General features: G+C 47.4%; 21 protein-coding genes. 2 read left to right on the top strand and 19 right to left on the bottom strand.

Going from position 1 to position 23,629, the window contains the following annotated elements; all coding sequences use genetic code 11:
* Position 1: 1 nt before the first annotated feature.
* Both MYF79_RS11765 and MYF79_RS11760 read left to right on the top strand, forming a co-directional pair.
* Positions 2-1,483: a rubredoxin gene (locus MYF79_RS11765; protein ID WP_247814055.1), complete on the top strand. Its 1,482-nt coding sequence runs from the start codon at positions 2-4 to the stop codon at positions 1,481-1,483.
* A 206-nt stretch (positions 1,484-1,689) separates the two neighbouring features.
* Positions 1,690-3,126 (top strand): malate:quinone oxidoreductase, encoded by a 1,437-nt coding sequence (locus MYF79_RS11760; RefSeq protein ID WP_247814054.1) that lies wholly within the window; start codon positions 1,690-1,692, stop codon positions 3,124-3,126.
* A 107-nt stretch (positions 3,127-3,233) separates the two neighbouring features.
* Here MYF79_RS11760 and MYF79_RS11755 read toward each other — a convergent pair whose 3' ends face one another.
* From MYF79_RS11755 to MYF79_RS11665, 19 genes are all read right to left on the bottom strand, one after another.
* On the bottom strand, positions 3,234-3,920 hold the full coding sequence (locus MYF79_RS11755; RefSeq protein WP_199658129.1) for a hypothetical protein: 687 nt from the start codon (positions 3,918-3,920) through the stop codon (positions 3,234-3,236).
* A 134-nt stretch (positions 3,921-4,054) separates the two neighbouring features.
* On the bottom strand, positions 4,055-5,440 hold the full coding sequence (locus MYF79_RS11750; RefSeq protein WP_247814053.1) for an undecaprenyl-phosphate glucose phosphotransferase: 1,386 nt from the start codon (positions 5,438-5,440) through the stop codon (positions 4,055-4,057).
* Positions 5,441-5,461: 21 nt separating this feature from the next.
* Positions 5,462-6,712 carry a WcaI family glycosyltransferase gene (locus MYF79_RS11745; protein WP_247814052.1) on the bottom strand — a complete coding sequence of 417 codons (1,251 nt, stop codon included), beginning with the start codon at positions 6,710-6,712 and terminating at the stop codon, positions 5,462-5,464.
* 27 nt (positions 6,713-6,739) lie between these two features.
* Positions 6,740-7,306 (bottom strand): WcaF family extracellular polysaccharide biosynthesis acetyltransferase, encoded by a 567-nt coding sequence (locus tag MYF79_RS11740; protein WP_247814051.1) that lies wholly within the window; start codon positions 7,304-7,306, stop codon positions 6,740-6,742.
* Between the two features lie 5 nt (positions 7,307-7,311).
* Complete coding sequence (locus MYF79_RS11735) at positions 7,312-7,767, bottom strand: VanZ family protein (RefSeq protein WP_247815085.1); 456 nt, start codon at positions 7,765-7,767, stop codon at positions 7,312-7,314.
* Between the two features lie 8 nt (positions 7,768-7,775).
* Complete coding sequence (locus MYF79_RS11730; RefSeq protein ID WP_247814050.1) at positions 7,776-8,642, bottom strand: glycosyltransferase family 2 protein; 867 nt, start codon at positions 8,640-8,642, stop codon at positions 7,776-7,778.
* A gap of 6 nt (positions 8,643-8,648) precedes the next feature.
* Positions 8,649-9,776: an XrtY-associated glycosyltransferase XYAG1 gene (locus MYF79_RS11725; RefSeq protein WP_247814049.1), complete on the bottom strand. Its 1,128-nt coding sequence runs from the start codon at positions 9,774-9,776 to the stop codon at positions 8,649-8,651.
* A gap of 46 nt (positions 9,777-9,822) precedes the next feature.
* Positions 9,823-10,485: an acyltransferase gene (locus MYF79_RS11720; RefSeq protein WP_247814048.1), complete on the bottom strand. Its 663-nt coding sequence runs from the start codon at positions 10,483-10,485 to the stop codon at positions 9,823-9,825.
* A gap of 11 nt (positions 10,486-10,496) precedes the next feature.
* Positions 10,497-11,627: a glycosyltransferase family 4 protein gene (locus MYF79_RS11715; protein ID WP_247814047.1), complete on the bottom strand. Its 1,131-nt coding sequence runs from the start codon at positions 11,625-11,627 to the stop codon at positions 10,497-10,499.
* Positions 11,628-11,651: 24 nt separating this feature from the next.
* Entirely contained in the window at positions 11,652-12,689 is a 1,038-nt protein-coding gene (locus tag MYF79_RS11710; protein ID WP_247814046.1) for an acyltransferase family protein, read from the bottom strand.
* A gap of 9 nt (positions 12,690-12,698) precedes the next feature.
* Entirely contained in the window at positions 12,699-13,832 is a 1,134-nt protein-coding gene (locus MYF79_RS11705) for an acyltransferase family protein (protein ID WP_247814045.1), read from the bottom strand.
* Between the two features lie 47 nt (positions 13,833-13,879).
* A complete protein-coding gene (locus tag MYF79_RS11700) occupies positions 13,880-15,286 on the bottom strand; it encodes a hypothetical protein (protein WP_247814044.1) in 1,407 nt (468 codons plus the stop codon).
* Complete coding sequence (locus tag MYF79_RS11695) at positions 15,267-16,460, bottom strand: acyltransferase family protein (protein WP_247814043.1); 1,194 nt, start codon at positions 16,458-16,460, stop codon at positions 15,267-15,269. Before MYF79_RS11695 ends, MYF79_RS11700 begins: the two co-directional genes overlap by 20 nt.
* Before the next feature lie 15 nt (positions 16,461-16,475).
* A complete protein-coding gene (locus MYF79_RS11690) occupies positions 16,476-17,705 on the bottom strand; it encodes a glycosyltransferase family 4 protein (RefSeq protein WP_247814042.1) in 1,230 nt (409 codons plus the stop codon).
* Between the two features lies 1 nt (position 17,706).
* Positions 17,707-18,828 (bottom strand): glycosyltransferase family 4 protein, encoded by a 1,122-nt coding sequence (locus MYF79_RS11685; RefSeq protein WP_247814041.1) that lies wholly within the window; start codon positions 18,826-18,828, stop codon positions 17,707-17,709.
* Positions 18,785-19,795, bottom strand: a complete 1,011-nt coding sequence (locus MYF79_RS11680; protein ID WP_247814040.1) for a polysaccharide pyruvyl transferase family protein — start codon at positions 19,793-19,795, stop codon at positions 18,785-18,787. Before MYF79_RS11680 ends, MYF79_RS11685 begins: the two co-directional genes overlap by 44 nt.
* A gap of 12 nt (positions 19,796-19,807) precedes the next feature.
* Positions 19,808-21,046, bottom strand: a complete 1,239-nt coding sequence (locus tag MYF79_RS11675; RefSeq protein WP_247814039.1) for a polysaccharide biosynthesis protein — start codon at positions 21,044-21,046, stop codon at positions 19,808-19,810.
* Between the two features lie 102 nt (positions 21,047-21,148).
* Positions 21,149-22,246: a GDP-mannose 4,6-dehydratase gene (gene gmd, locus MYF79_RS11670; RefSeq protein ID WP_199658145.1), complete on the bottom strand. Its 1,098-nt coding sequence runs from the start codon at positions 22,244-22,246 to the stop codon at positions 21,149-21,151.
* Between the two features lie 36 nt (positions 22,247-22,282).
* A complete protein-coding gene (locus MYF79_RS11665; RefSeq protein ID WP_247814038.1) occupies positions 22,283-23,629 on the bottom strand; it encodes a UDP-glucose dehydrogenase family protein in 1,347 nt (448 codons plus the stop codon).

Here is a 23,629-nt window from a genome sequence, read left to right as displayed (position 1 = left end):
CATGATCAGACATTCGCAGACAGTAAGCATCAATTTTACAGGAGGGATCGTATCTCCCGGGCAACTGCTGACTATCCTGGATATAGCGGCAGCCGCCAGGGTAACCCAGGTAAAATTCGGCTTACGGCAACAACTGCTGATAGAGGTACCCGGCAAATACCGGGATCAATTTGAAGAAGATTGCGCCCGCCAGCAGATCGTGTTCCATGCTTACGGCACTGCACCCAATATCACCAGCTCCTATCCGGCAGCTGGCATTTTTATTAGTGATAGCTGGTTAAGTGAGGGTATCTATAAAGATGTATTTGCATTATTTGATTATACGCCTGCCCTGAAAGTGAATATCTGCGACAGCAAACAGACCTTCACACCTTTTTTCTCAGGACACATTAACTGGATCGCGGCAGGAGCCGCACATTACTGGCACCTGTTTATCCGCTTTCCTAAAAGCAGCCGCCTTTTTGCGTGGCCGGACCTGGTCTATACGAACAGTATCGGGCAGCTAAGTCAATGTATAGAGTCTGTCGTATATGAGCGTCCCTTCATCAGCAATGACGAGCTGTATGCGCTTGTTAACAGCAAGCTGGAATATGCATGCCGTCCGGTAACTGCCGAGCTGGAACTGCCTCCTTTTCACCTGCCTTATTACGAAGGTTTCAACCGGCATGAGAATCATTACTGGCTGGGCATTTATCGCCGTGATGAAGAGTTTCCCCTTGCATTCCTGCAGAACCTCTGTAATATATGCCTGGAAACGCGGACAGGACAGCTGTATGCTACCTCATGGAAATCGCTCATCGTCAGGAATATAGCACCTGAGCACAGAAGGTTGTGGGACTATATCCTTGGCAAATACGGGATCAATGTAAGACATGCAGCCAACGAACTGAACTGGCATGTAGAAGACAACAGTGAAGACGCCCTGATCATCAAAAGGCACATCATCCGTCATTTCGATAATGCCGATGTCAGAACCTATGGATTGTGTTTCAGCATCCGCATCAATCCCGGGAATAACTGCTTTGGTTCCATCGTGATCAGCAAGCAGGAAAGTAAGACCAAAAGCCGCCTGAAAGGGCATCAGCGTTTTGATATTCTGTATACGCAGGATTTTAACCCCAATTCGGGCACTTTATTACCCTATCGGACAGGAGTGGCCAAAGAACACCTGGGACCTTATATTACATCTCTTTGCCGCGAGTTCTATGAGAACAGTGCGCTTACCGATCCCCTGGTGAATTATGTAGCTGGCCAGCAAACGGTTATCAGCAGTACACAACCGGAAAAAGAGGTGCATCAGTGTACCCGCTGCCTGACTGTTTATGACGAAGCCATTGGCGATCCCGGCCAGGGTATTGCGCCAGGTACCCTCTTTCAGGACCTGCCGGAACAATATTGCTGCTCACTTTGCGACGCGCCTCTCTCCGACTTCACCGCTGTTACAGCAACCTCACTGGGATGGCTGGCCGGCGCGCAGGATTAACAATACATTTACATTTTTCGCATATGCACGACAGCAGGTACTTACAGTGAAAATTGCTGTTTTTTTATCATAAAAAGCCATAATACATACACTAAAACGTTATAGAACTATCTTTTTTCGTATTATTTTTGCAGCGCAAATCGCGTAAATAAACTAATATGTCTCCTAAATCGGCGCCTGACATCGTTTTAATCGGTGCGGGCATAATGAGTGCAACGCTAGGCGTACTGTTGAAAGAATTACAACCAGAACTGACCATTGAGATATTCGAAAGACTGGATATCATTGCAGGAGAAAGTTCGGATGCATGGAATAACGCAGGTACAGGACATTCTGCTTTCTGCGAACTCAACTATACCCCCGAAAAGAATGGCAGCATCGAGATCGGTAAAGCGATCAAGATCGCCGAATCCTTTGAGGTATCCAAGGAATTCTGGTCTTTCCTCGTTCAGGAAGGATGCGTTAAATCACCGGAGACATTTATACAGAGTGTGCCTCACATGAGCTTTGTATGGGGTGAGAACAATGTCCAATATCTGAAAAAACGCCAGCAACTGCTGGAAGCCAATAATTTATTCAAGGGTATGGAATACTCAGAAGATCCTGCCGTCCTGAAACAATGGATCCCATTGGTGATGGAAGGAAGAGACCCTTCTGAAAAAGTGGCCGCTACCCGTATGGAAGCCGGTACCGATATCAACTTCGGAGCGCTTACGCGTGCACTTATCAGCTACCTGCAGGAGCAGCCGGGTGTAACGCTAAACCTGAAGCACGAAGTACGCGATCTGGACAGAGAAGAAGATGGCAGGTGGTATCTGAAAGTGAAGAACCTGGAAACAGGTAAGAAAAGAAAACTGCATACAAGATTTGTATTCATAGGCGCCGGTGGTGGTTCCCTGCCCCTGCTGGTTAAGTCAGACATTCCTGAAGGTAAAGGCTTTGGCGGCTTCCCTGTAAGCGGTCAGTGGCTGGTCTGCAAAAACCCGGCAGTAGTTGAAAGACATGCTGCGAAAGTATATGGTAAGGCTTCAGTAGGAGCGCCTCCTATGTCCGTGCCTCACCTGGATACACGTATGATAGATGGTAAAAAGGCCCTGCTGTTCGGACCTTATGCCGGCTTCTCTACCAAGTTCCTGAAAAATGGTTCCTGGCTCGATCTGCCAAGGTCCATCAAATTCAATAACATCCGTCCGATGCTGGCTGCAGGCCTGGATAATCTTCCGCTGACCAAATACCTGATAGACCAGGTGCGTCAGTCGCCCGAAGAAAGACTGGAAGCCCTGCAGGCATTCCTGCCGGAAGCGAAGATGGAAGACTGGGAACTGGAAGTAGCGGGACAACGTGTACAGGTGATTAAAAAAGATCCTGAGCATGGCGGTATCCTGGAATTCGGTACTGAGGTGGTAAGTGCGGCAGACGGTTCTATCGCGGCACTGCTGGGCGCTTCTCCGGGAGCTTCCACTGCGGTATCCATTATGCTGGAATTACTGCAACGCTGCTTCCCTAAAAAACTGGCCACACCTGAATGGCAGTCCAAGCTGAAACAAATGATCCCATCTTATGGGCAAAAACTGGCTGAAGATGCTACGCTGCTGGAGCAGGTAAGAACGTGGTCGAACGCAGTACTGCAATTGAAGAAATAAGCAAAAATTACATACAGACTAAAAAAAGAATAGGGGATATGGAAATATCCCCTTTTGTTTTAACCTTATCTTATTGTTTCTAAGAGACGTGTTTCAGGCTGTAAGACTTATGCCTTACAGGGTATTCTCACCAGCACCACCACATTCTTCTCCGGCTCAGCCACTATTTCAAAAGTGCCGTCTTGTAAGGCGGCGAAATACGACATCATATGACATATCGGCTGGTGAAATATTTCATTATCCCCTTTTTCAGATGACTTGAAAGGAGACGAAAAGATATAATTCGCATAAAAAGTTCCCTTTATTTCAAAGTATCCGGGCTCAAAACTGAATACCATCTTCGGTATCTGATGGGTGGTTGAGTGCCGCTTCATCCAGAAAAAAAGGTTCAGGATCAACTGCCGCATCACGGACTCGTCAATGTTGGCCTCCACAGGTATTTTACTATGCTGTAATTCAACGGCGGGAGACAGCAGATTGTTGTATGGCTCTTCACGTACCAGTTGTCCCAAAAAGAAAAGTAAGTTGGTCATCTTTCGCTTCAGCTGGAATGTTTTGCCCAGCATATGCTGTATGATCCTTATATTCTGCAGCTGGAAATCAAGCTCTATCACCTGCGATTTAATCGATTCTGCCTGACGGGTGATCTTGTTTCCCATCGCTTTCCCGTCGTACAGTACTATGAGTTCAACACTTGAAAGAATGCTTGCTACAATAGATTTCAATTCGTGAAAGATGTCTTCTATTAGCCGGCTGTCGTCAAGGAAATTTTGTGCTGACACAGAACTTTTCATGTAACGCTGTTTACAGGCATCCCTGAAGTTGACCCCGGCGTACCCTGACTACCGGAGTGTAAAAATAACACTTAAGGCGATTTGTTTTCCATTAACATTCCTACTAATACGAGTAAAATATGCTATAGGAAATGTTAAAATGCGTTCTTATCGCCTCTTATAGTATTGAATACAGTTAAAAATATGATGCGCAGATCGAGATACACTGACCAGTTCTCCATGTACCAGATATCATGTTCTATACGCTTACGCAAATGCAGTTCATCAGTGATCTCTCCGCGATACCCGTTCACCTGCGCCCAGCCTGTGATACCAGGTTTCAGGAAGTGACGGATCATATATTTCTGAATGATAGCAGAATATTCTTCCGTATGTTTCAGCATATGCGGACGTGGACCTACGATAGACATATCGCCCATGAACACATTAAAGAACTGCGGCATTTCATCCAGGTTTGTCTTACGCAATATACGCCCGATCTTCGTAAAACGACGGTCGTTCCTCGTGGCCTGTTTGGAGTTGGCATCTTTGTTCACATACATACTCCTGAACTTCAGACAACGGAAGGTCTCATTATTACGTCCCGTACGGTGCTGTATAAAGAACACCGGCCCTCTCGATTCCAGCTTCACCAGCAATGCCAGCAAAGGTATCAGCCAGCTAAGGATAAAAAGCATCACAGCGCCGCTGAACACAATATCAAAAATACGTTTCCTTAATCTGTTCGCAATGTCATCCAGTGGCTCCGCCCTCAATGAGATGATAGGAATATTATCCAGGTAATCTACATATATCTGCCGGTTCACGAACATCTTGAAGTCAGGTACAAAGCGAAAACGGATAAAATGACGCTCTGCTTCGTGCGCCAGCGTATACAGGTACGGGAACTGCTCAGGCGATAATGTAGAATAGATCTCCCTGATATTGTTCGACTGTGCATATGGAATACAATCCTTCAGCGTACCTATCACCGGGTATAAAGACAGTTCATGCACATTGCTGTATTCTTCAAAATACCCCTCAAAACGCAGGTTACTCTTACGGCCAATGAAATTGTCCACCAGCTGTTTTGACAGCTCATTATAGCCCACGATCACCACTTTACGCTCGATCTCCTTACGATGAATGATATAGTTGGTGAGCATGTAAAAGAACAGCCTGTCCAGCAGCACCACCAGCATGAACAATGTCATGTAGGTTATAATAAAGATCCTGTTGAAGGCTTCTTTGTTCAGGAATACAAATGCCAGCATCAGCAGCAGGTACAGCATAATACTCTGCAACAGCTTTTTGATGATCCTTTCCACAGACATCTGCTGGCTCATAAAATAAATACCTGTTGTATACAGGGCAACGATCCATGCGATATTTGAGGCCAGCAGGAAAGTGTCTCTGTTCACGCTTACCGGCACACCATACTGCTGCAGCCAGTAAAGCGTAAAAAAGAAGAAGGCATTGAGGCAGATGAAATCCAGCACAAGGATCTGGATGCTGCATATTTTAAGATATCGGTCCAACATATAAAGTAAGGTTCAATGATGTTAACTAACTACTACGGCTTCTTCAAAACGTGACATTATTTTTCCTACAGACAAATGTGTTTCGGCATACACACGTCCATTCCTTGCTATTTCTGAGGCATTGTCCTGCATAGCCCTGACAATACCATCAGTGAGCGCCTGCTGATCTTCCGCCTTTACCAGTATGCCCATATTATGTTTGCTTACCAGTTCGTGCAGGCTGGTGCCGCTATTTGCAGTGATCAGTGCCAGGCCTCCTACTGACAGGATAGTGGTCAGTTTGGACGGCATTACCAGGTCGCTTGCATTGCCCTTTTGTATCACCAGGTGTACATCGGCCATATTGAGGAAATGATTGAACTTCTCGAACGGCTGCAGCGGGAAGAAGATAACGTTGTTAAGTCCTCTTGACTCCGCCTCTGCCTTTAGCTTTTCCTTATAAGGGCCCGAGCCGCAGATGAGGAATTTCAGTTGTTTATCCTCTTTCAATGTCTCAGCAGTGTTCAGAATAGCTTCCAGCCCCTGCTTCTCTCCTATGGCGCCTGAATACAGTACGATCCTGTCATTGACATTAAATCCATATTCTGTCTTCAGCGCTGCACGGTTTTCAATAGGATGGAACAAGGTCACATCCACCCAGTTCGGGAAGAAGAAAATGTCCTTGCCGGCTTTCTCCTGGATCTTACGCATCATACCATCAGATATGCTGCTCACCATATCAGCATGTTTGAAGATATAGCGCTCCAATCCGAACAATGCTTTGATGAGCTTAGGGGATTTGATCATGTTCAGGTCGCGCGCTGCTTCTATCTGCATATCCTGTATGTGATAGAGGAACTTGGCGCCTTTGAACTTCTTGTACAGTACAGCCAGTAAGCCCAGGTGAAAGGGTGGCACCACTGTGATCACCACATCAAACTTTTTACGCGGCAGTAATTGCAGTATTTTGAAAAAGGCAGATACTGCAAAAGAAAAGTCCAGCATAATGCGCGTCTTACCGGATGGCTTTGCCGGCACGTACTGCGGACAACGATACACAGTGATCTTTCCTCCTTGTCCGTTACTTTCTTCTATCACTTCTTTCTTATACCAGTTCTTGTGCTTGTCATATGGAGGCTGCACCTTCCACTCCGGATAATAAGGATAACTGGTGATGACGGTACAATCATATCCCTGGGCTGCCAGCCATTTGATCATTTCACCATTATACTTACCAATCCCTGTGGGTTCGGGCGAGAAATTACCTCCAATCAATAGTAATCGCTTGGACATACCGCTATATAGATTTCTGTTTTTTTATTATCTCCATCGCTCTGACACAAATGCCAGGGGATTGCCTTTGAATATACCATTCTGCGCTACTGAGGCAGTTACTACAGAACCTGCAGTGATCACTGTATCAGTACCCACAGTAACACCAGGCCCGATGAATACACAGGCGCCTACCCAGCACCCATCCATCAGTGTAATAGGGGCATTGCGGTATGGCATGGCAGGATGCCTGAAGTTGTGATTACCTCCGCAGAGAAATGCACGCTGTGATATACACACGTTGTTGCCTATCACCAAAGGCTCAAAGTTGAGCAGGTAAGCTTCTTCTCCCAGCCATACATCATTACCGATCTCCAGCTTCCAGGGAAAATGAATGTTCACTCTTGGTTTGATCACCACACCACTTCCTACCTTCGCTCCGAACAGGCGCAGTAATCTGACCTTAACGCCGGAGGGCACAGGAAAAGCTGTCAGGAAGAACAGCATTTTAACAAGGTACCAGCAGGTTTCCTTTAATTTACCAGCGCCGCGGTCCAGGCCTTCAGACGCGTTAAACTCTTTTAAGCGGACCTGTGACAGATAAAAATTATCCATTGCTATCAGGAATTATTATAAACAAGTACTACATCTCTTTTTGCCAGAAAACGGTATGTGTAAAGCCCCAGGTAAGCACCCAATGTGTTCAGCAGGATATCGTCAGCATCGAAAACACCGATCATAAAAGCCAGCTGCAAAGACTCAATACACAGACTGAAAAAGAATGCAGTGATTATTACTCTAAATTTATTGGCAGGCGCTCCTGACAAAGCATCTGCAAGGAAGCCGAATGGCATGAACAATATAATATTGCCCAATAGATTCAGCAGGAAGAAAAGCCAGTGTCTCACAGAATGACCGGCTTCTACAATGAAGTCATAAGTACTCTTCAGCGGCATCCATCTCGGCGGTGCATAGTGTTCGCCGGCACTCCTTGTTGGCTCCAGGAAAACGACATACAGCAATGCTGCTATATAAATGATCATTGTCACTACGACCATACGCCTCTTTACTCTCACTCTCAATATCATCCCTGTTTTAACCTGTTATTGCGTTTTAATTCATACATCTTGGCATCTACGAGGAAGCGGTACCAGAAGCCCTGCAGGAAATGCCATACAAGTCCTGCACCTCCATCCAGAAAACCCAGGCGTATAAAGTAGCGGTAAATAAAATAAATGAAAGGACGTACAAACAAAGGTATCCTGCTATATATCTTCTCTTTGATCCATCTCTTCCGGGAAGACTGCTCCCCGCTCAACGATACGTCCACATTGTTCTCAGATGTTGTTCCCCGTTCTATATCCAGCAGGTCCTTCACTTCACGCGAAGCATAGTTGTTCTGCTTATGTGTCCACCAGGTAAGGTCATTCAGGTTGTGGTCTACCATATCGTGCTGGAAAGCCGCTGTTTCTCCTTTCTCCAGTACAACATGTTCATCCATCGCCCGCTCTTCAAGACGCCCTGTACCCGTGCGCCAGATGCGCAGCAGGCGGTGCGGATAGAAGCCGCCACGTTTCATCCATTTATCCATGAATATCACACGGCGTTTGATGATATATCCTCCTGTCTCAGGCTTTGTCTGTGGCAGTTTGGTATTGATCTCATCTATCAGTTCATCCAGCAGGTATTCATCACAATCCATGCGCATTGTCCAGGTCGTGGTGATGTTGCAATTGTCCAGCGCCCAGTTGAACTGGTCAGAGTGATTGCCCGGCCAGGGTCTTTGAATAACCGTAGCGCCCAGTGCAGTTGCTATTTCAACAGTGCGGTCGGTAGACATACTATCGATGATGATGATATTATCTGACACGCGCTTCAGGTTCTGAATACAACGGGTAATATGTTTTTCCTCGTTATAAGTGAGGATGATGACTGTTAAAGAATTAGACACCCTGATTTATTTTGACTTATACAATTCAATATACTTGTTCACCAGCCGGCTCCGGTCGAAGTCACGCTGCATCAGTGCCGGTGCAGCTGCAGACATGGCAGGCAGCCTGTCCCTTTCTGCATATACCCGCTCCAGCACTTCTTTTATGTTTTCAGGATCGATACCGGAGATCCAGCCCAGCTGATTATCACTGATGTAAGTGCTTAAGCCCACCATATTACTGATCAGCACAGGTGTGCCCATTGCAAGGGATTCTATGACGATGTTGGCGAAATTTTCATTGTAAGAGGTCAGTACCATTACATCATGCTCACGCAACAGCCGGAATTTGGCATCTCCATATACCGGGCCAACCCAGCTGATATGCTGCGCAATGCCATATTCATGTGTCAGGGCTTTCAACTGCTCCAGGTAATCTTCCTTATAAGGGCCTGCTATGGTCAGTTCATAAGGGAATGAGACCATGCTGAGCGCTTTAAACAACAGCTCCAGTCCTTTCTTCGGATCGATCCTGCTCAGGAATAAAAACCTGATCTTCTGCTGAACGGTCTTCGGCGCTACCGGACCATCAGGTACAGTAACAAAGTTGAAGATCTCTGCTACCTGCGATGCCGGATACATCTTCTTTATCTCATGCACTTCCGCAAGGGAAGTAGCGTGAAATTTCACTTTAGATAAAAGCGGATCGCCCACCACCTTTTGTATGATCTTCTTCTGGAAATTATGATTGGTCTCCAGGATGTAATCACTCAGCATCCCCCTGGGAGACAAAACAGGCCGCACCTTCCTCACATAACACACCAGCAGGGTGAAGATGCTCACCAGGTTCCACCAGGAGTGGATATGTACGGCATCGTATTTACGGATGTTCCTGTACAGGTAACGGATCAGTCCCGGAGAGAAATGTGTATGGTCTTTTGTTAAACGTTTAAAGTAGATCGTATCCACTCCGTCCACCTGTTGCACTACGCCATCCTGCACATTCAGTTCCTCTTTTCCGTTGGCAGTGGTAGTCACTACGGTCACCTTATGTCCTTCAGCCACCAGCTGCTCGCACAGCGCTGAACTCGAATAGATAGGACCGCCGTATACATAGGCAGGTTTATAAGAAGGGATCACATGAAGGATGTTCATCTTTTACGCGCTTTTTTCAATTTGTCGGTTAATGTTACAATACTTCTCAATAGACGAATCCGTCTGTTCTGTTAAAGTATTTCGCATCCTTGTCAATATCACTCACTGCTTTTGCAGGAACACCGGCATATAATTTCCACTCTTCGTAGAATGGCTTATTCAGTAAAGACTTCGCCCCTAGCACAGAATAAGCAGGTAAGGCCGCTCCGCCAAGGATCACCACATTCGTGCCCACGAAAGTGTATTCGCCGATCACGATAGGTGCGCTATCCTGGTGATTCTCATATACGTTAATGGAGTGCGTAAGTAATTGTGACTGGTATCCGGCAATAGTAGTGTACTTCCCTATCGTAATGGAGTTCGTACAGTCTATATGATGGTTCTTCGTGATGGCTGCCCACTCTCCCATGATCAGTTCCGCTTTGCGCTCAGGCTGATGACGGAAATGCTTGGAATTGGTATTGGTTGCAAATCCTGTCACCCAGTTTCCCCTGCCTATTTTCGCATGTTCGCCCATCTGCATCAGGTCGAGGTTCACAGCCACAGTAAGATGATCAATACGGCTGTTCTTTTCCATGACCAGCTTCCCGGGGAATACCCACGCCAGTCCGATGCGTGCGGTGGGATGAATTTTATATTTAAACCAGCTTTGTAATGCCAGGCGTTTCAGGCGCCAGGGTAAACACACTGTAATCAGTTTTAGGATCATCTGCTGATATATTAGTTCTTTGAATACATGGATAAATACGCCTTAATCATGATATCAGGAGAGAAACGTTTTACATTGACAAAACCCTGGTTAATTATAGCGTCTTTGATTGCTTTATCAGATAATTTGAGAAATTCAGCTGCAAATGCCTGTGGCTGATGAGGATCGGCATGTAAGGCCACTCCCCCGCTTATTTCCGGCATAGGTTCGATGTTACTGGCAACAACAGCTGCTCCGCAGGCCTGCGCCTCTATCACCGGCCATCCAAAGCCCTCGGAGAAGGAAGGAAAAATAAATGCGTAACAGGAACTGTACAGTGCCTTTAATGTGGCATGCGGTGGCTTCTTTACTGACACCAGTCTGTCCTGCAGTCCCAGTTTTACTGCGTGTGCATATAAGGATTCTTCTATTTCGTTACCGGCATAACAGATCTTGCCTTTGTACTTATCGCCCAGTACATGCACCATGTCCAGCAACATTTTCCTGTTCTTACGCTGCAGCCTGGAACCGATATGTAATATGTATGGTTCATCTGCACTTAGTCCGAAGTCTTTCAGTAAAGCCTCACTTTCTGCTTTGGCTACGGGAGCGAAATCACCATTAAAACCATTATGGATAACCTCCCAGTTGGATTCATCCTTTCCTTTTCCTGCAGCCAGTTCTTTCAGCTGCTTCAGTGTAAGCTGAGATACACAGGCAATCTTCTTTGCGCTGATCAGGTTAGACAGTATCCATTCCTGCATTACCTTACCAAAAGAAGACGCGGGGCAATAAGCGTCTGCATGGCCCTTTGCTCCGCGGATGGCCAATACATCATGACAGGTGATGATAGTACGCTGCTTTGGCAGATGTTTGAGATAAAAAGCATTGGAATGATCGCAGATATGATACTGCGTATCCTTTGGCCTGAAGGCATTTTTTAAACGAAGTACTAAAGGAAATAATATCCATTTGTCCACATACCCGAACCACTTACCCATTCCACCGGAAGTAGCTTTAAAAAAAGATCCGAAGAAAACGGTTGGCCGCCAGATCTCTGTTGTATGCCCTGCCTGCTGTAAACCACTTTCCAGCATCCGGGCAAAACGTTCCATACTCTCCTGCCTGTCCTTCGGGTAATTTCCTATTAAAACAATTCGCATATATATCGTCTGAATATTTATCTGCTATACCGTCGCTAATTTTTCTCGTCTGAAAACTTTTTTGAAGTCAGGCAGAGAACCCATAAAAAGCGCACGTCCTATGGTGAAACTGTTCAGGAGATAGTATCCTCCCATTGATACGGCCAATGCTATAAAGAATCGTGCCAGAGGATTCACGATAGAAAATTGTTCCAGTGCAATGAACTGTACCGGCTGATGCAGGTACATAATCACCATAGACGCTGTTCCTAACTCATTGAATGGCTTGCTGGCCGCAGGGCTCCTGGCTATAAGCTTCACCAATTCTATCAGGCACAATACCACCACCAGGCTGGAAAACAAGGTTACAAATGGAATACCATAACTACCGGTCTTCATATCGTAAGTATTGGCTGTATTGTAATAAGTGAACACGATCACTACAGGCAGCAGTGTGAAGAATACCCACTTGTATCTTCCGGGCTCGCCCTGCATCGCTTTATACTGATAGCCCATGTGAAAAATGGGCAGCGCGGCAAATACAACATCTGCATTCCAGGGAAGTCCGGGGAAATGAGGCATGAACCGATTGAGCGCATAGCTGATCACAAGGCTGGCAAACATCAACAAACCAACGACCCTTTTACTCACTTTGTTTACCAGGAAATTCATCACCTGCTGCACCAGGAAGAAACAGGTTACATACCAGAACACTGCTGTCCACCCTATCAGGAAGCGGCCTCCCAGTAAAGGCCTTACAAGACCTTTGACGATCGTTTCCTTGCCGGTCAGTATCTCTCTGATTTCATACGGCACGTAGATCAGGCAAAGGAATGCCACATAAGGCACCAATAAGTGAAATGATTTTTTTGTAAGGTATTCTTTCCAGTCGGCAGAAGGCTTAAACAAAAAGCCGCCTATAAAAAAGAACAATGGCATATGAAAAAGGAACAGATACCTGGCAACGCTGTTAGGGAATATATGCCCCGCCACTACGGTCAAAATACCAATGCCTTTTAAGGTATCTATCCATCCGATCCGGGAGGAGGTATTCATAGTATTACTCATGGTGTAAAGTAGCATAGCGGCCGCTTAGCTGGCCATGTTAAACCTTCTGAAGAAAAATGACGTATAATTCAACCGCAGCATATTGAGCTTCCACCTGATCGTTTTCTCTTCTATTGTTGTACATAAGATTGCAAAAAGAAGCACCACTGCTACCTGCACCATCAGGTTCACATGAAAATACCGCATCATCAGCATCAGCGGGTAGTGTAGCGCATAGGTAGCATAACTGCCTTTACCTACATAGTTGAACAGTTTATTCAGCACCCATACCGGCCATTTAAAAATAGTCTGCGCCTTTTCCGATTTACTAAGGAAGGCTACCAGGTAAAATACCGCAGCCATCAGCAAGCCCTTACAAATGAATACCAGTGTATTGGAAGAGAGAAAATGCCTGCCCGCTGCGAGATACAGTATACCAAACGCAAAGGCGCCTGCAAACAACAGGTGATAGGTTTCTCCTTTCAGGTACGTTCTGGATACCAGGTAACCCGACAACCAGATGATGAATGAACTGAAAAATGCAAAATATGGTACGAAGAAGATTTTGTTGACAGCAAATGCAGCAACAGATAAGAACAACAGCACAGCATATTTCACCAGTATATTGATCCTGCTTAAATATTTCCTGTTGATAAGGTATACCAGTGGAAAGAAGCAGTAAAAGAAAAACTCGAACGACAATGACCACAGGGGGCCGTTAAAGCCATAAGGAATAAACCAGGAACCTTCTATTATATCTGCCGTTTGCAGAAAAAGCACGTTTCCCAGCATATTCCAGGCGCTGTAGTTCGGCAGGTGAGCCTGATGCATCACAAAGCCGGAAACCAGCGTAAAAAGCAATGCGATGATATAGACCGGCAATATTCTTTTAAACCGGCGGTAGATGTATTCGTTGATCGTTTCAGGGCTGTCAGGCGTTTTGTTTTTAAGGCTTAACCCGATAGAGAAGCCGGATAAAACAAAGAAGAACAGCACCGCTTCTTTATTAAACTCAGAGATACTGAAAAGAATATCATACCAGGCTTGCCCCCTGTATACCTGAACATGGTCACTGTTAATAAATAGGAAGTGATGCAGGCAAACGATCATGGCGGCCAGTCCTCGCAGGCTGTCCAGCACGATTATCCTGCCACTTCCGGGGTTGGCATCGTGTTTCATCAGGAATCCGGTTTTTGTTGTGGTTATGTGTGTGTATGTGGAATATGCTAAACTGCCATTTCTCCCACTTCTTCTTCTGTTTCCGGTTCTTCTTCCTCTTCATCATCACGCAATGATGCCATCAAAAGCCCTCCCACCAGGGTTGCAAATCCCAGTGAGGTAGGTTGGCCCCATCCCCCCTGCGCTACCAGCAGGAATCCGTCGCTCAGTATCATCCAGGGAAGGATGTCTCCTGCGCGCAATTTTCTGAATGATTCAAATGCCAGGCTGATGGCTAATCCTACACGGATAAATACCAGCCCTAATCCCAAAATAGGGCCCAGTTCTCCCACTGACCTGCCCCACTCGCCTTCTGCGATCAGGAAGGTAAACCCTCCTGTCAGCAGCATAGCGCCTACGTTCGTTCCCATTCCAATACCATATCCCCACAGTGGCATATCGGAGGTAGCAGTGAAAGCGCCCAGCATCCCTCCCAGGTAACGGTCAAGAAATACGCCCTCCATCCCGCCTTCACTCTCATTCGCATTCTCAAAACGCGCCGTAAATGCCTCAATGGCTCCCCCCACAATGCTTGTCTGGCTAAGCAGTGCTACCAGCACGATCAGGCCCAGTACTGCGCCAAACATTCTGCCGGCATATTTAGGATTGCTGGAGCCTGCATACAGGCAGAACATCAGCGTAATAATGATCTGGAAAAGCAATGCACGGCTGATGGAAAGTGGTATGGACATCAACAGGGCGCCGGTGGCCCCGATCAATATCCAGCGATTGACCTTTTCATTACTCAGCCAGAAATAGAAGACAAAAGGCGCCAGGAAGCTGAAGAACAAAGTAGTGCCATTGGTAAAAGAGAATGTTGCCGGTGGACGGAAAAAGCCTAAAGCCCCGCTAAACCCGGCGCCTCCTTCAGCATCGCCCACCCCCTTGTTCACCCAGGCCGTCTGCGGACTATAAAATTGTATGGCTATCAATACCGCCATCGGTATAGCTATCATCACCATGGCCTTTCCCAGTTGTACCACATCCTTGCGGGTAAAGACGCTCCTTATAACAAACATCATCGGGAAGTGTATCAGGAGAATACGCGCACCATAAGCGGCAACGAAGGGATTTCCATGTCCTACCGTGAGTGCGGCAATGAGCCCCAGCACCCCGATGATCGTCATGAGCGTCAGTGAATAGGCAGGGATGAGTATCTTCCGCTGCAAACAAACTACGATCAGCCACAATGCCACAGGGTCGCGTACTACCAGCAATGGCGTAGCCAGGAACGGTAATATCCAGCGGCGTAAAGCACCTTCAAACAACAACAGTAGAAAGTATGCCCATATCCCCTGCTTCAGCCGCAGCATCAACTTCTGTGAGTTGAGAGCCGTGAGCTGCTGATAGCGCAGGGTTGCTATTTCTGCCAGGCGGTCTGCCGCCATCTGACCTTTATTGGGATACTGATTCATAATTACCGGAAACATTTATAACAGGTGTTGCGGGCGTTGCTGCTGCCTTTGGCGGCATATTCAGGAAACGGCGCTCCACCAGTAAATAAAACACATATGCCAACAATACAGATACGGGTACGGCTACTAAAAGCATGAATAGCAAACGTACATTGTCTGTCATCTGTAAATTCAGTGTATACAGGTTGATCGCAGCCAATATCGGGCTGTGGATCAGGTAAATGCTATAGGAAAAGGCACCAAGCCCCACAGCCACCTTCCCGTTCAGGAAGCGTAACAACAAAGGACGGCCCTGCATAGCATGTTCCTTCAGCGTGTAATATACAATCACAGCGCTTACTGCCAGTCCTACCATTACCTCCGTAAAGGTCAGCGATAGTTTCAACGGCTTGCTTACAGCCAGTATAGCCACTACCAGCGCTACCAGGCCACTCACTGCCCAACCGTTTGACAAAAGACGCTTCACCTTTTCTGTAGTACCTTTTGTATCAAAAGCAATAATCGCGGCCGCCATACCTATACCAAACAAGCCAAGGTACCAGGGGTGTAACCACCAGAAGCTGACGCGGTGAGGCAATACCAGTTCAGGTAAGATACCCACGATCACCGCTGCTGCAGTGGCTGCGCCCAGGCCATAACGGCGCCATAACAGCAACAATACCGGGAAGGTGAAATATATCTGCCATTCCGTTGCCACACTCCACAGCGGGCCGTTTATTTTAAAGATCCAGTGCGTATGGATATTATGCACCAGCAAAAGATGTGTCGCGATACTTTCCAGGTTCACCGGCAGTTTGGAGTCCCAGGCAGTATCGTGCGGGGTCTGCATCAGGGGCAATGCCCATATCAGCAGCAATGAAAGTAATAACGCGAAATAATAGGGTGGCAATATTCTGTGCGCACGCCTTCTGATATAAGTTTTGAAGCCTCCGCGCAGGTCCCTGTTCTCCGATAACGCTACCGGGATGGTCAGGCAAAACCCTGACAATACGATAAACACTGCAACGGAATAGTGACCGAATTCCAGCAGGCCGGTAAGCGGCTTAAGCACGCCGGTGAACTGTGTTTTCTCAATACCGTTGCCGGTAAAGAACACCGCATGATACAACGCTACATAGAGCGCACAAAGCCCCCTTATACCGTCGAGAAATTCAAGTCTTGGCCTTTTTGTCATAGTTAGTTAACTCATTTATGCATGTATGATTGCCGTCGCCAGTTCCTGTCCATAAACCTGCCATGGTCTGCTGCGGGCTTTCTCCATTGCCGCCAGTCCTGCTGCCGGTATGATATCCGGCTGATCCAGCAGGGCTGCTATAGCATTGTATAAAGCATCAGTAGATCCGGCTTCTGCCAGCCAACCGTTCTTTCCGTGCGTGATCAGGTCCGGTCCTGCAGTACGGTCTGTCGTGATCACCGGTGTACCCTGCGACATTGCCTCTGTGATCACCAGGCCGAATCCTTCAAACAGGGATGGGAACAACAATACATCATGTGCTCTCATTGTTTTGAGGATCTCTGCGTGCGGCATACTGGGTATCCAGGTATGTTTGGCAAGGGCCGCATCCAGCGGCGGGCAATCTTCCGTTACCTTTTTGCCCACAACGGTCAGTGTTACCGCATCTCCCAGGCGCTCTACCGCAGCAAACAGGTCTGCAATGCCTTTACGCTGCGACAGTCCTCCGACGAACAGTAACCTGAGCGGGCGTCCTGCAATCTTTTCATAATCCCTGCTGCTCGTCACAGCGGGGAAACCATAAGGTATTACATCTACCGGCGCCAGTTTGCCGGGATAATCGTTCAATGTCTTTGCTGTGAAACTGCTCGCCACAAAGATCCTGTTGGCCAGTTTCAGCTCTTCGTCCTTTCTGTCCAGTTTTGCCTGTGAAGCGCTGAACCCTATCAGGGTGTTCTTCCATTCGGGCCAGCGTTCCCGTTCAATGCCCAGCAGATGCCGGGAAGTACGCCAATAACCAATAGGCAGGTCGTACAGGCATTTCAGCCCCAGGCGGGTCGCTTCGCGGAAAGTGAACATAGCGCCATCTTCATAGGCATACACTGCATTCACTTTACGGGCCACTTTATTCAGGCGGCTCGTCAGCCTTCTGTCCATGTTATGATATACAGCATCTACTGAGAACATGCCTTTCTCATGCCTTACCAGGCTTTTCAGCCCAGCTTTTGCCGCTACCAGCCTCCCCAGTTCAAACCAGGGCCATGTTCTGGTAAAAGGCTGCAGGCGCGCTTCGAAACCACGACGCCTGATCTCCGACAGCGGCCCAATTCCGCCAAGGCGGTCCAGGGTACTTCCGGGAAATGAAGCAATCGCCGTATGAAACTCCGACAGGATATCTGCATCTGCCAGCCCTGCCACTGCAGCTCTGACGTTCGCATTGCCTGTAGGATGAGATATGATGACCATCTTAGTTTTGCTTATGTAATCCAAGTATATCGCCCCATGCTGAACGTAATGCTGCTGCAGAGAACCTGTTCGCATACAGTTCTTTCTGGGCCGTTTTTGTTACCAGGCCGCTCCTGATATCCTTTGCAAACGCCATCACAGCCGCTTTTGCCTCCTCATAGGATGAAGCGGCCGGTATCACGCGTGTTGCCTGCGGATCGCAGGCGATGTCCGGAATGCCGCCCCTGTCGGTAGCCAGCCAGGGAAGCCCTGCACTCATTGCCTCCAGCAGGCTTACAGGCAGTCCTTCAGGATGGGTGGACAACAGGAGATATGCATCCAGTTGCGCAATAGCCTTTTTTAATCCTGCCTCACCCGCAAAAGGACCATGAAAACGGATATTGGGATAACGGTCAAAATATCCGGCAGGATATTGTTTTCCTTCTCCCCAGAGATGAAACTCTATCTCTTTCAGGTCAGCGTCTTCACTCATGCGGCAGATCAGGTCTATGCCCTTTTCCGGGATCAGCCGGCCATAATATCCAAAACGCAGTTTGCCTGCCGGGCTTTCGGTAAAAGGCACTTCCACATTCCGGGAAAATACCGGTATAACATCTATCTGGCGTTGCAATACTTCCTTCATATCGCCAGCATTCCTGTAGGAACAGGCGATAATAGTATTGGCCTGCTGCAATGTCTTCCTGTATTTAGCGCCCCAGGTAGCCTGGTCTTTCGCATCGCCGGAAGTATGGTGATGATGTACCCACTTGTTGTAGGCAGGCAGCATACGGGAAAATAACCAGATGCTTTCCCCCTGTCCGTTGGTATATACAGCATCGTACTTGCGCGTGCCGCGCAATTTAATGCCCAGCTGCAGCATCCACAACAAACGCTTGTAGGAACGGCCATGTTTTCCGAAGTATACCCAACGGCATGTACGTTTGTAAAACGCTTCTGTTTCAGGCGTCATAGCTGCATTCAGCACCACCAGGTCTATTTCGTTACCTGCTGCTGCCATCTGCCTGCAAAACTCCTGCAGATGACTTTCTATGCCCCCTGTTTCCATCAACTGGGTGGTATAGACCAGTATCTTTTTTTTATCAGAAGCCTGCGCCATATACTCTTTCAATCTTATCCTTTGCAAATCCCACACGGTAAGACAATACTACGCTCATGCGGTACAGTTTTGCCATCAGCGCAGCTTTAGCCCTTATCAGGCGGTATTTTAATTTACCTGATGCCTGCACAGCATTAGCGCCTTCCTGTATTGAATCAGCCACCAGCTCCAACAGGAATTGACGTCTCTTTTCCAGCGCTTCTTTGTTGACAGGCGAGCTGTCCATGTTGGTCCTTTCCAGTATTTCCTTATAAGAAATAATATCGATGAACTCCGCTACTGTTGCCAGACGCGGATCAGATGGATTCGGGTGGATCAGCTTCACGTTTGCCCCCATACCCAGGCATGGTAATGCACAGTGGATCTTGGTGGTCAGTACCAGCGATGCTTTACAGTAAGTAGCCAGCAGATCGTTCATATGCTTTTCAGACACCTTTGCGTATGATTCGATATCGCCGCTTGTATCTGGCGGATCGTGGGAGATCCTAACCAGTTTCTTACCCAGTAATGTTTCCAGCTTATTGAATACTGCATCAGGTACCGGATGGTCTACGTTATCTACCAGCAGCACATCTCCGTCAGGATTGTGTGTAACCGGGCCACGCGCTTTTGCGGTAATGGTCAGGCAGCTGGAATAATAAGCAGGGATGCCCCAGCCCAGGAGCAGGCGTAAAGTTTTGGTATCACGGCAGCCGATAGGCGCGTGTTTCCTGAAATGTTCCCTTACGCCGGCATCTGCCAGCAGGGCAGAATTAGCAATATGTACAGCTGCGTATACAGGTGTGATATTATCCGGTGCAGGAAACTTCTTAAAGGAGTGCATGTACCAGCCATTGGCTATCAGCATTCCTTTTTCGTTACTTGCCAGGTCAGCCAGCGCTTCCCTGTCGGCTACCTTCGCGCCCTCAGGCAACAGGTCTTTGGCGACCATTCCCTGAAGTACGTCTCCGATATTGTTCCGAAGTAATCCTTCTACCTGATAGTAATAATTCATATAATATCCTTGTTAAATTTCTGTAGGTAATGTTGAGTGATTAGTCCTGCGGATCTTGATCAGCGTATAAGTAACGTTCATCGTTACCTGGATCAGTTGTATCATGATGTTAAGCCCCAATACCCCTCTCAGGGAAGACACATCGATGAACATAACACCCAGCGCTATTGACGCGATACTAACAGGAATTGAAATGAACGGATTGATAGCCCAGCTTCTGCTGGTAAACAGAGAAAAAGTGGAAGCGGAGATAATCCCCAGGCAACTGATAATGATCTTCAGTACTACCTCTTTTGTCAGCCCCGCATAATTGGGCCCAAGGATCATCAGGATCTGTGTGGAGAATAACCAGACCGTCAGGACGATGCAGGCACTCATGACCAGCAGCCCCGCCTGGATCTGTAAGAAACGCCGTAATAACAGACCTGAGTTATTCGGCAACCGGGAAAACCTCGGTAAGATAAGGGTACCAAATAATATCGTGATAAAGCTAAGCGCCATAGACAACCTGTCCAGCGCACCCAATTGGGCCACTCCCCTTGTCGTTCCGAAAATGGAGATCAGCCAGATGGTGATCTGTCCCGAAAGACAGGTATAAATACCCATCGGCAGTAACCGTCTTACCATTTTCAGGATCTCATTGCGAACCTGCGGATCCGGCTTCTGATGCCAGTCTGCATAGCCAGCGGAGATCTTCCGGAGATTGAAGTTACCCCATATCTGCGGAAGACCGGCAGCCAGGATAGCTACAAACGCCCATGGGAAAATAAAAATGGTCAATGCAAGTAGTAAGAGCCTGCCAACGTTCAGTATGACCGCGTTCCTTTGAAGGGGGCCAATGTCCTGTCTCAGCTTGGGCGCCACCTGCAGCAGGGTGCCCGACAATGCCATAAAGAAGGACGGAATGAGCGAGAGGATGATCAGCACCGACATCAGCCAGCTGGCATTGTGGTGTCGCATCAGGTACAGCAGTACCGGTACGGATACCAGTAAGCTGCCAACGGCAAATTTCCGTCTCAGGTCCATCCCTGTGGCCATGACCGTGCCCAATTTCACACGGTCCAGCCAGACCTTTCCTCCCTGCGACATTACTCCGGTAGAAATACCCCCGTCAGCCAGTACGGTCATTGTGCCCAGCATCGTATTGCCAAGGGTATACAATGCATACTCTTCGGGTTCCAGCATACGTATCACCAGGATACCACTTATAAGACTGATACCCTGTACAAAAACCTGGGCAAAACCGGTCATGGTAACCAGTTTGACCCATTCTAACGTCTTGGTGTACTTCGGATTGCTAGATAACTGATTAAAAACTTTCACTCGCATAACGCATTTCGGCAAAGCAAGCCCTTATCCTGCCAGTTGTTCCCACTGTGTTTTACTGTCCTTTCTGAATAACTCCACATCGCAGGTTACCATCTCACTTACCAGCTCCTGCAGATCATACTTCGGTTCCCAGCCTAATTTTGTCTTTGATTTCGTAGGATCGCCTATCAGCAGTTCTACCTCGGTAGGACGGAAGTAAGCAGGATCTACAGCTAATACCTGTTTGCCTATTGGCAGAATATATTCTTTATTGCGGCAGGCGCTCACATATGCGACTTCATCTACACCCGTGCCTTCAAATTTCAGTTCAATGCCCAGTTCATTAAACGCCATACGCACAAACTCACGCACCGGCGTAGTAATACCTGTAGCAATTACATAATCTTCCGGTGTATCCTGTTGCAATATCCTCCACATTGCCTCTACATAATCTTTTGCATGTCCCCAGTCACGACGTGCATCCAGGTTACCCAGGTACAGTTTATCCTGTAAACCTAATGCGATGGCTGCAACAGCCCGGGTGATCTTACGGGTTACGAAAGTCTCGCCGCGCAGCGGGCTTTCATGGTTGAACAGGATACCATTGCAGGCATACATGCCATATGCTTCCCTGTAGTTCACCGTGATCCAGTATGCATATAGTTTTGCTACAGCATAGGGACTACGCGGATAGAAAGGAGTGCTTTCCCTTTGTGGCACTTCCTGTACAAGGCCATACAGTTCTGAAGTACTTGCCTGGTATACCCTTGTCTTCTTTTCCAGCTTTAAGATACGTAATGCTTCCAGTATACGCAGGGTGCCTATACCGTCTGCATTAGCAGTATATTCCGGTGTATCGAAACTCACTTTTACATGGCTCATCGCTGCCAGATTGTAAATCTCGTCAGGCTGCGTTTCCTGTATAATGCGGATCAGGTTAGTACTGTCGGTCATATCGCCGTAATGCAGTTTGAAACGTACATTTTCGCTATGAGGATCCTGATAGAGGTGATCGATCCTGTCAGTATTCAACAGTGAGGCACGACGTTTTATGCCATGTACCATATACCCCTTTTCGAGCAGCAATTCTGACAGGTATGCTCCGTCCTGTCCATTTACACCGGTGATTAAAGCAACTTTCATACAAAATAATTTAGTTAAGATAAGTGGGGAATATGATTAACTTCCGGAGAGCACGCTTATTGCAGGCTGAGATACACCTATGCTGTAGCAGGTGAAACCGCTCTTCTCAAGATATGCGTTATCATATATATTCCTGCCGTCAAATACAACAGGAGCTTTCAACAATTGTTTAATACGAGTCCAGTCAGGCAGACGGAATTCATTCCATTCCGTTACCAGCAATACAGCGTCTGCACCTTCTGCAGCGGCGTACATATCATTGCACCATTTCACTGTATCTCCCAGCGTTTTCTTCGCCTCATGCATTGCAACAGGGTCGAACACCTGTACCTGTGCACCCGCTTCCAGCAGCGCTTCTATCAATACAAGACTGGATGCCTCGCGCATATCGTCTGTAGCAGGTTTGAAGGATAAACCCCATACCGCGAAGGTCCTGCCTTTCAGCATACCGTCGAAGTGCCGGTTGATCTTCGAGAACAATACTTTCTTCTGATCGTTGTTCACAGCTTCTACCGCTTCCAGGATACGTAATCCATGTCCGTATTCCTTACCTGTCTGCACCAATGCTTTTACATCTTTAGGGAAGCAGGAACCACCATAGCCAATACCCGGATAGATAAAGGCATTACCGATCCTGGCGTCGCTGCCGATGCCTTTACGTACTTTATTCACATCAGCGCCTACCAGTTCGCACAGGTTGGCTATATCATTGATGAAGGAAATTTTTGTTGCCAGCATAGCGTTTGCCGCATACTTGGTCATTTCTGCAGAAGCGATGTCCATGAAAATGATAGGACGGCCATTCAGCAGGAATGGGTGATACAGGCGCTCCAGCATTTCTTTTGCCCTGTCTGTATTCACACCTACCACAATACGGTCAGGTTTCAGGAAGTCCTGTACAGCAGCGCCTTCCTTCAGGAACTCAGGGTTGGACGCCACATCATAATCGATCAATGCATTCCTGTTCAGCATAGCCTGTTTGATCTCCCTGTTCACCTTTACAGCAGTACCAACGGGAACGGTGCTCTTTGTTACCACTACCAGGTAATCGGTCATATATGTACCGATCTCTTTCGCCACCTGCAATACATATTGCAGATCAGCGCTGCCATCTTCACCCGGAGGTGTGCCTACGGCTATGAAGGCGATATCTGCACCGGGGATCACTTCAGCAAGACTGGTGCTGAAAGAGAGACGGCCATTGTTGTAGTTGCGGGTAACGATCTCTTCGAGACCCGGTTCATAAATGGGTAAAATACCTTTCTGGAGGTTTTTTATCTTTTCGGCATTAACATCCACACATACTACCTGTGTACCTACTTCGGCAAGACAGGCGCCGGTAACCAGCCCTACATATCCTGTTCCAATTACGATCGCTTTCAT

It is taken from the genome of Chitinophaga filiformis, assembly GCF_023100805.1.
In the GTDB taxonomy this organism is placed as follows: Bacteria; Bacteroidota; Bacteroidia; order Chitinophagales; family Chitinophagaceae; genus Chitinophaga; species Chitinophaga filiformis_B.
The sequence above is the reverse complement of the archived record's forward strand: the minus strand, read 5'-3'. Positions and strand labels throughout refer to the sequence as shown.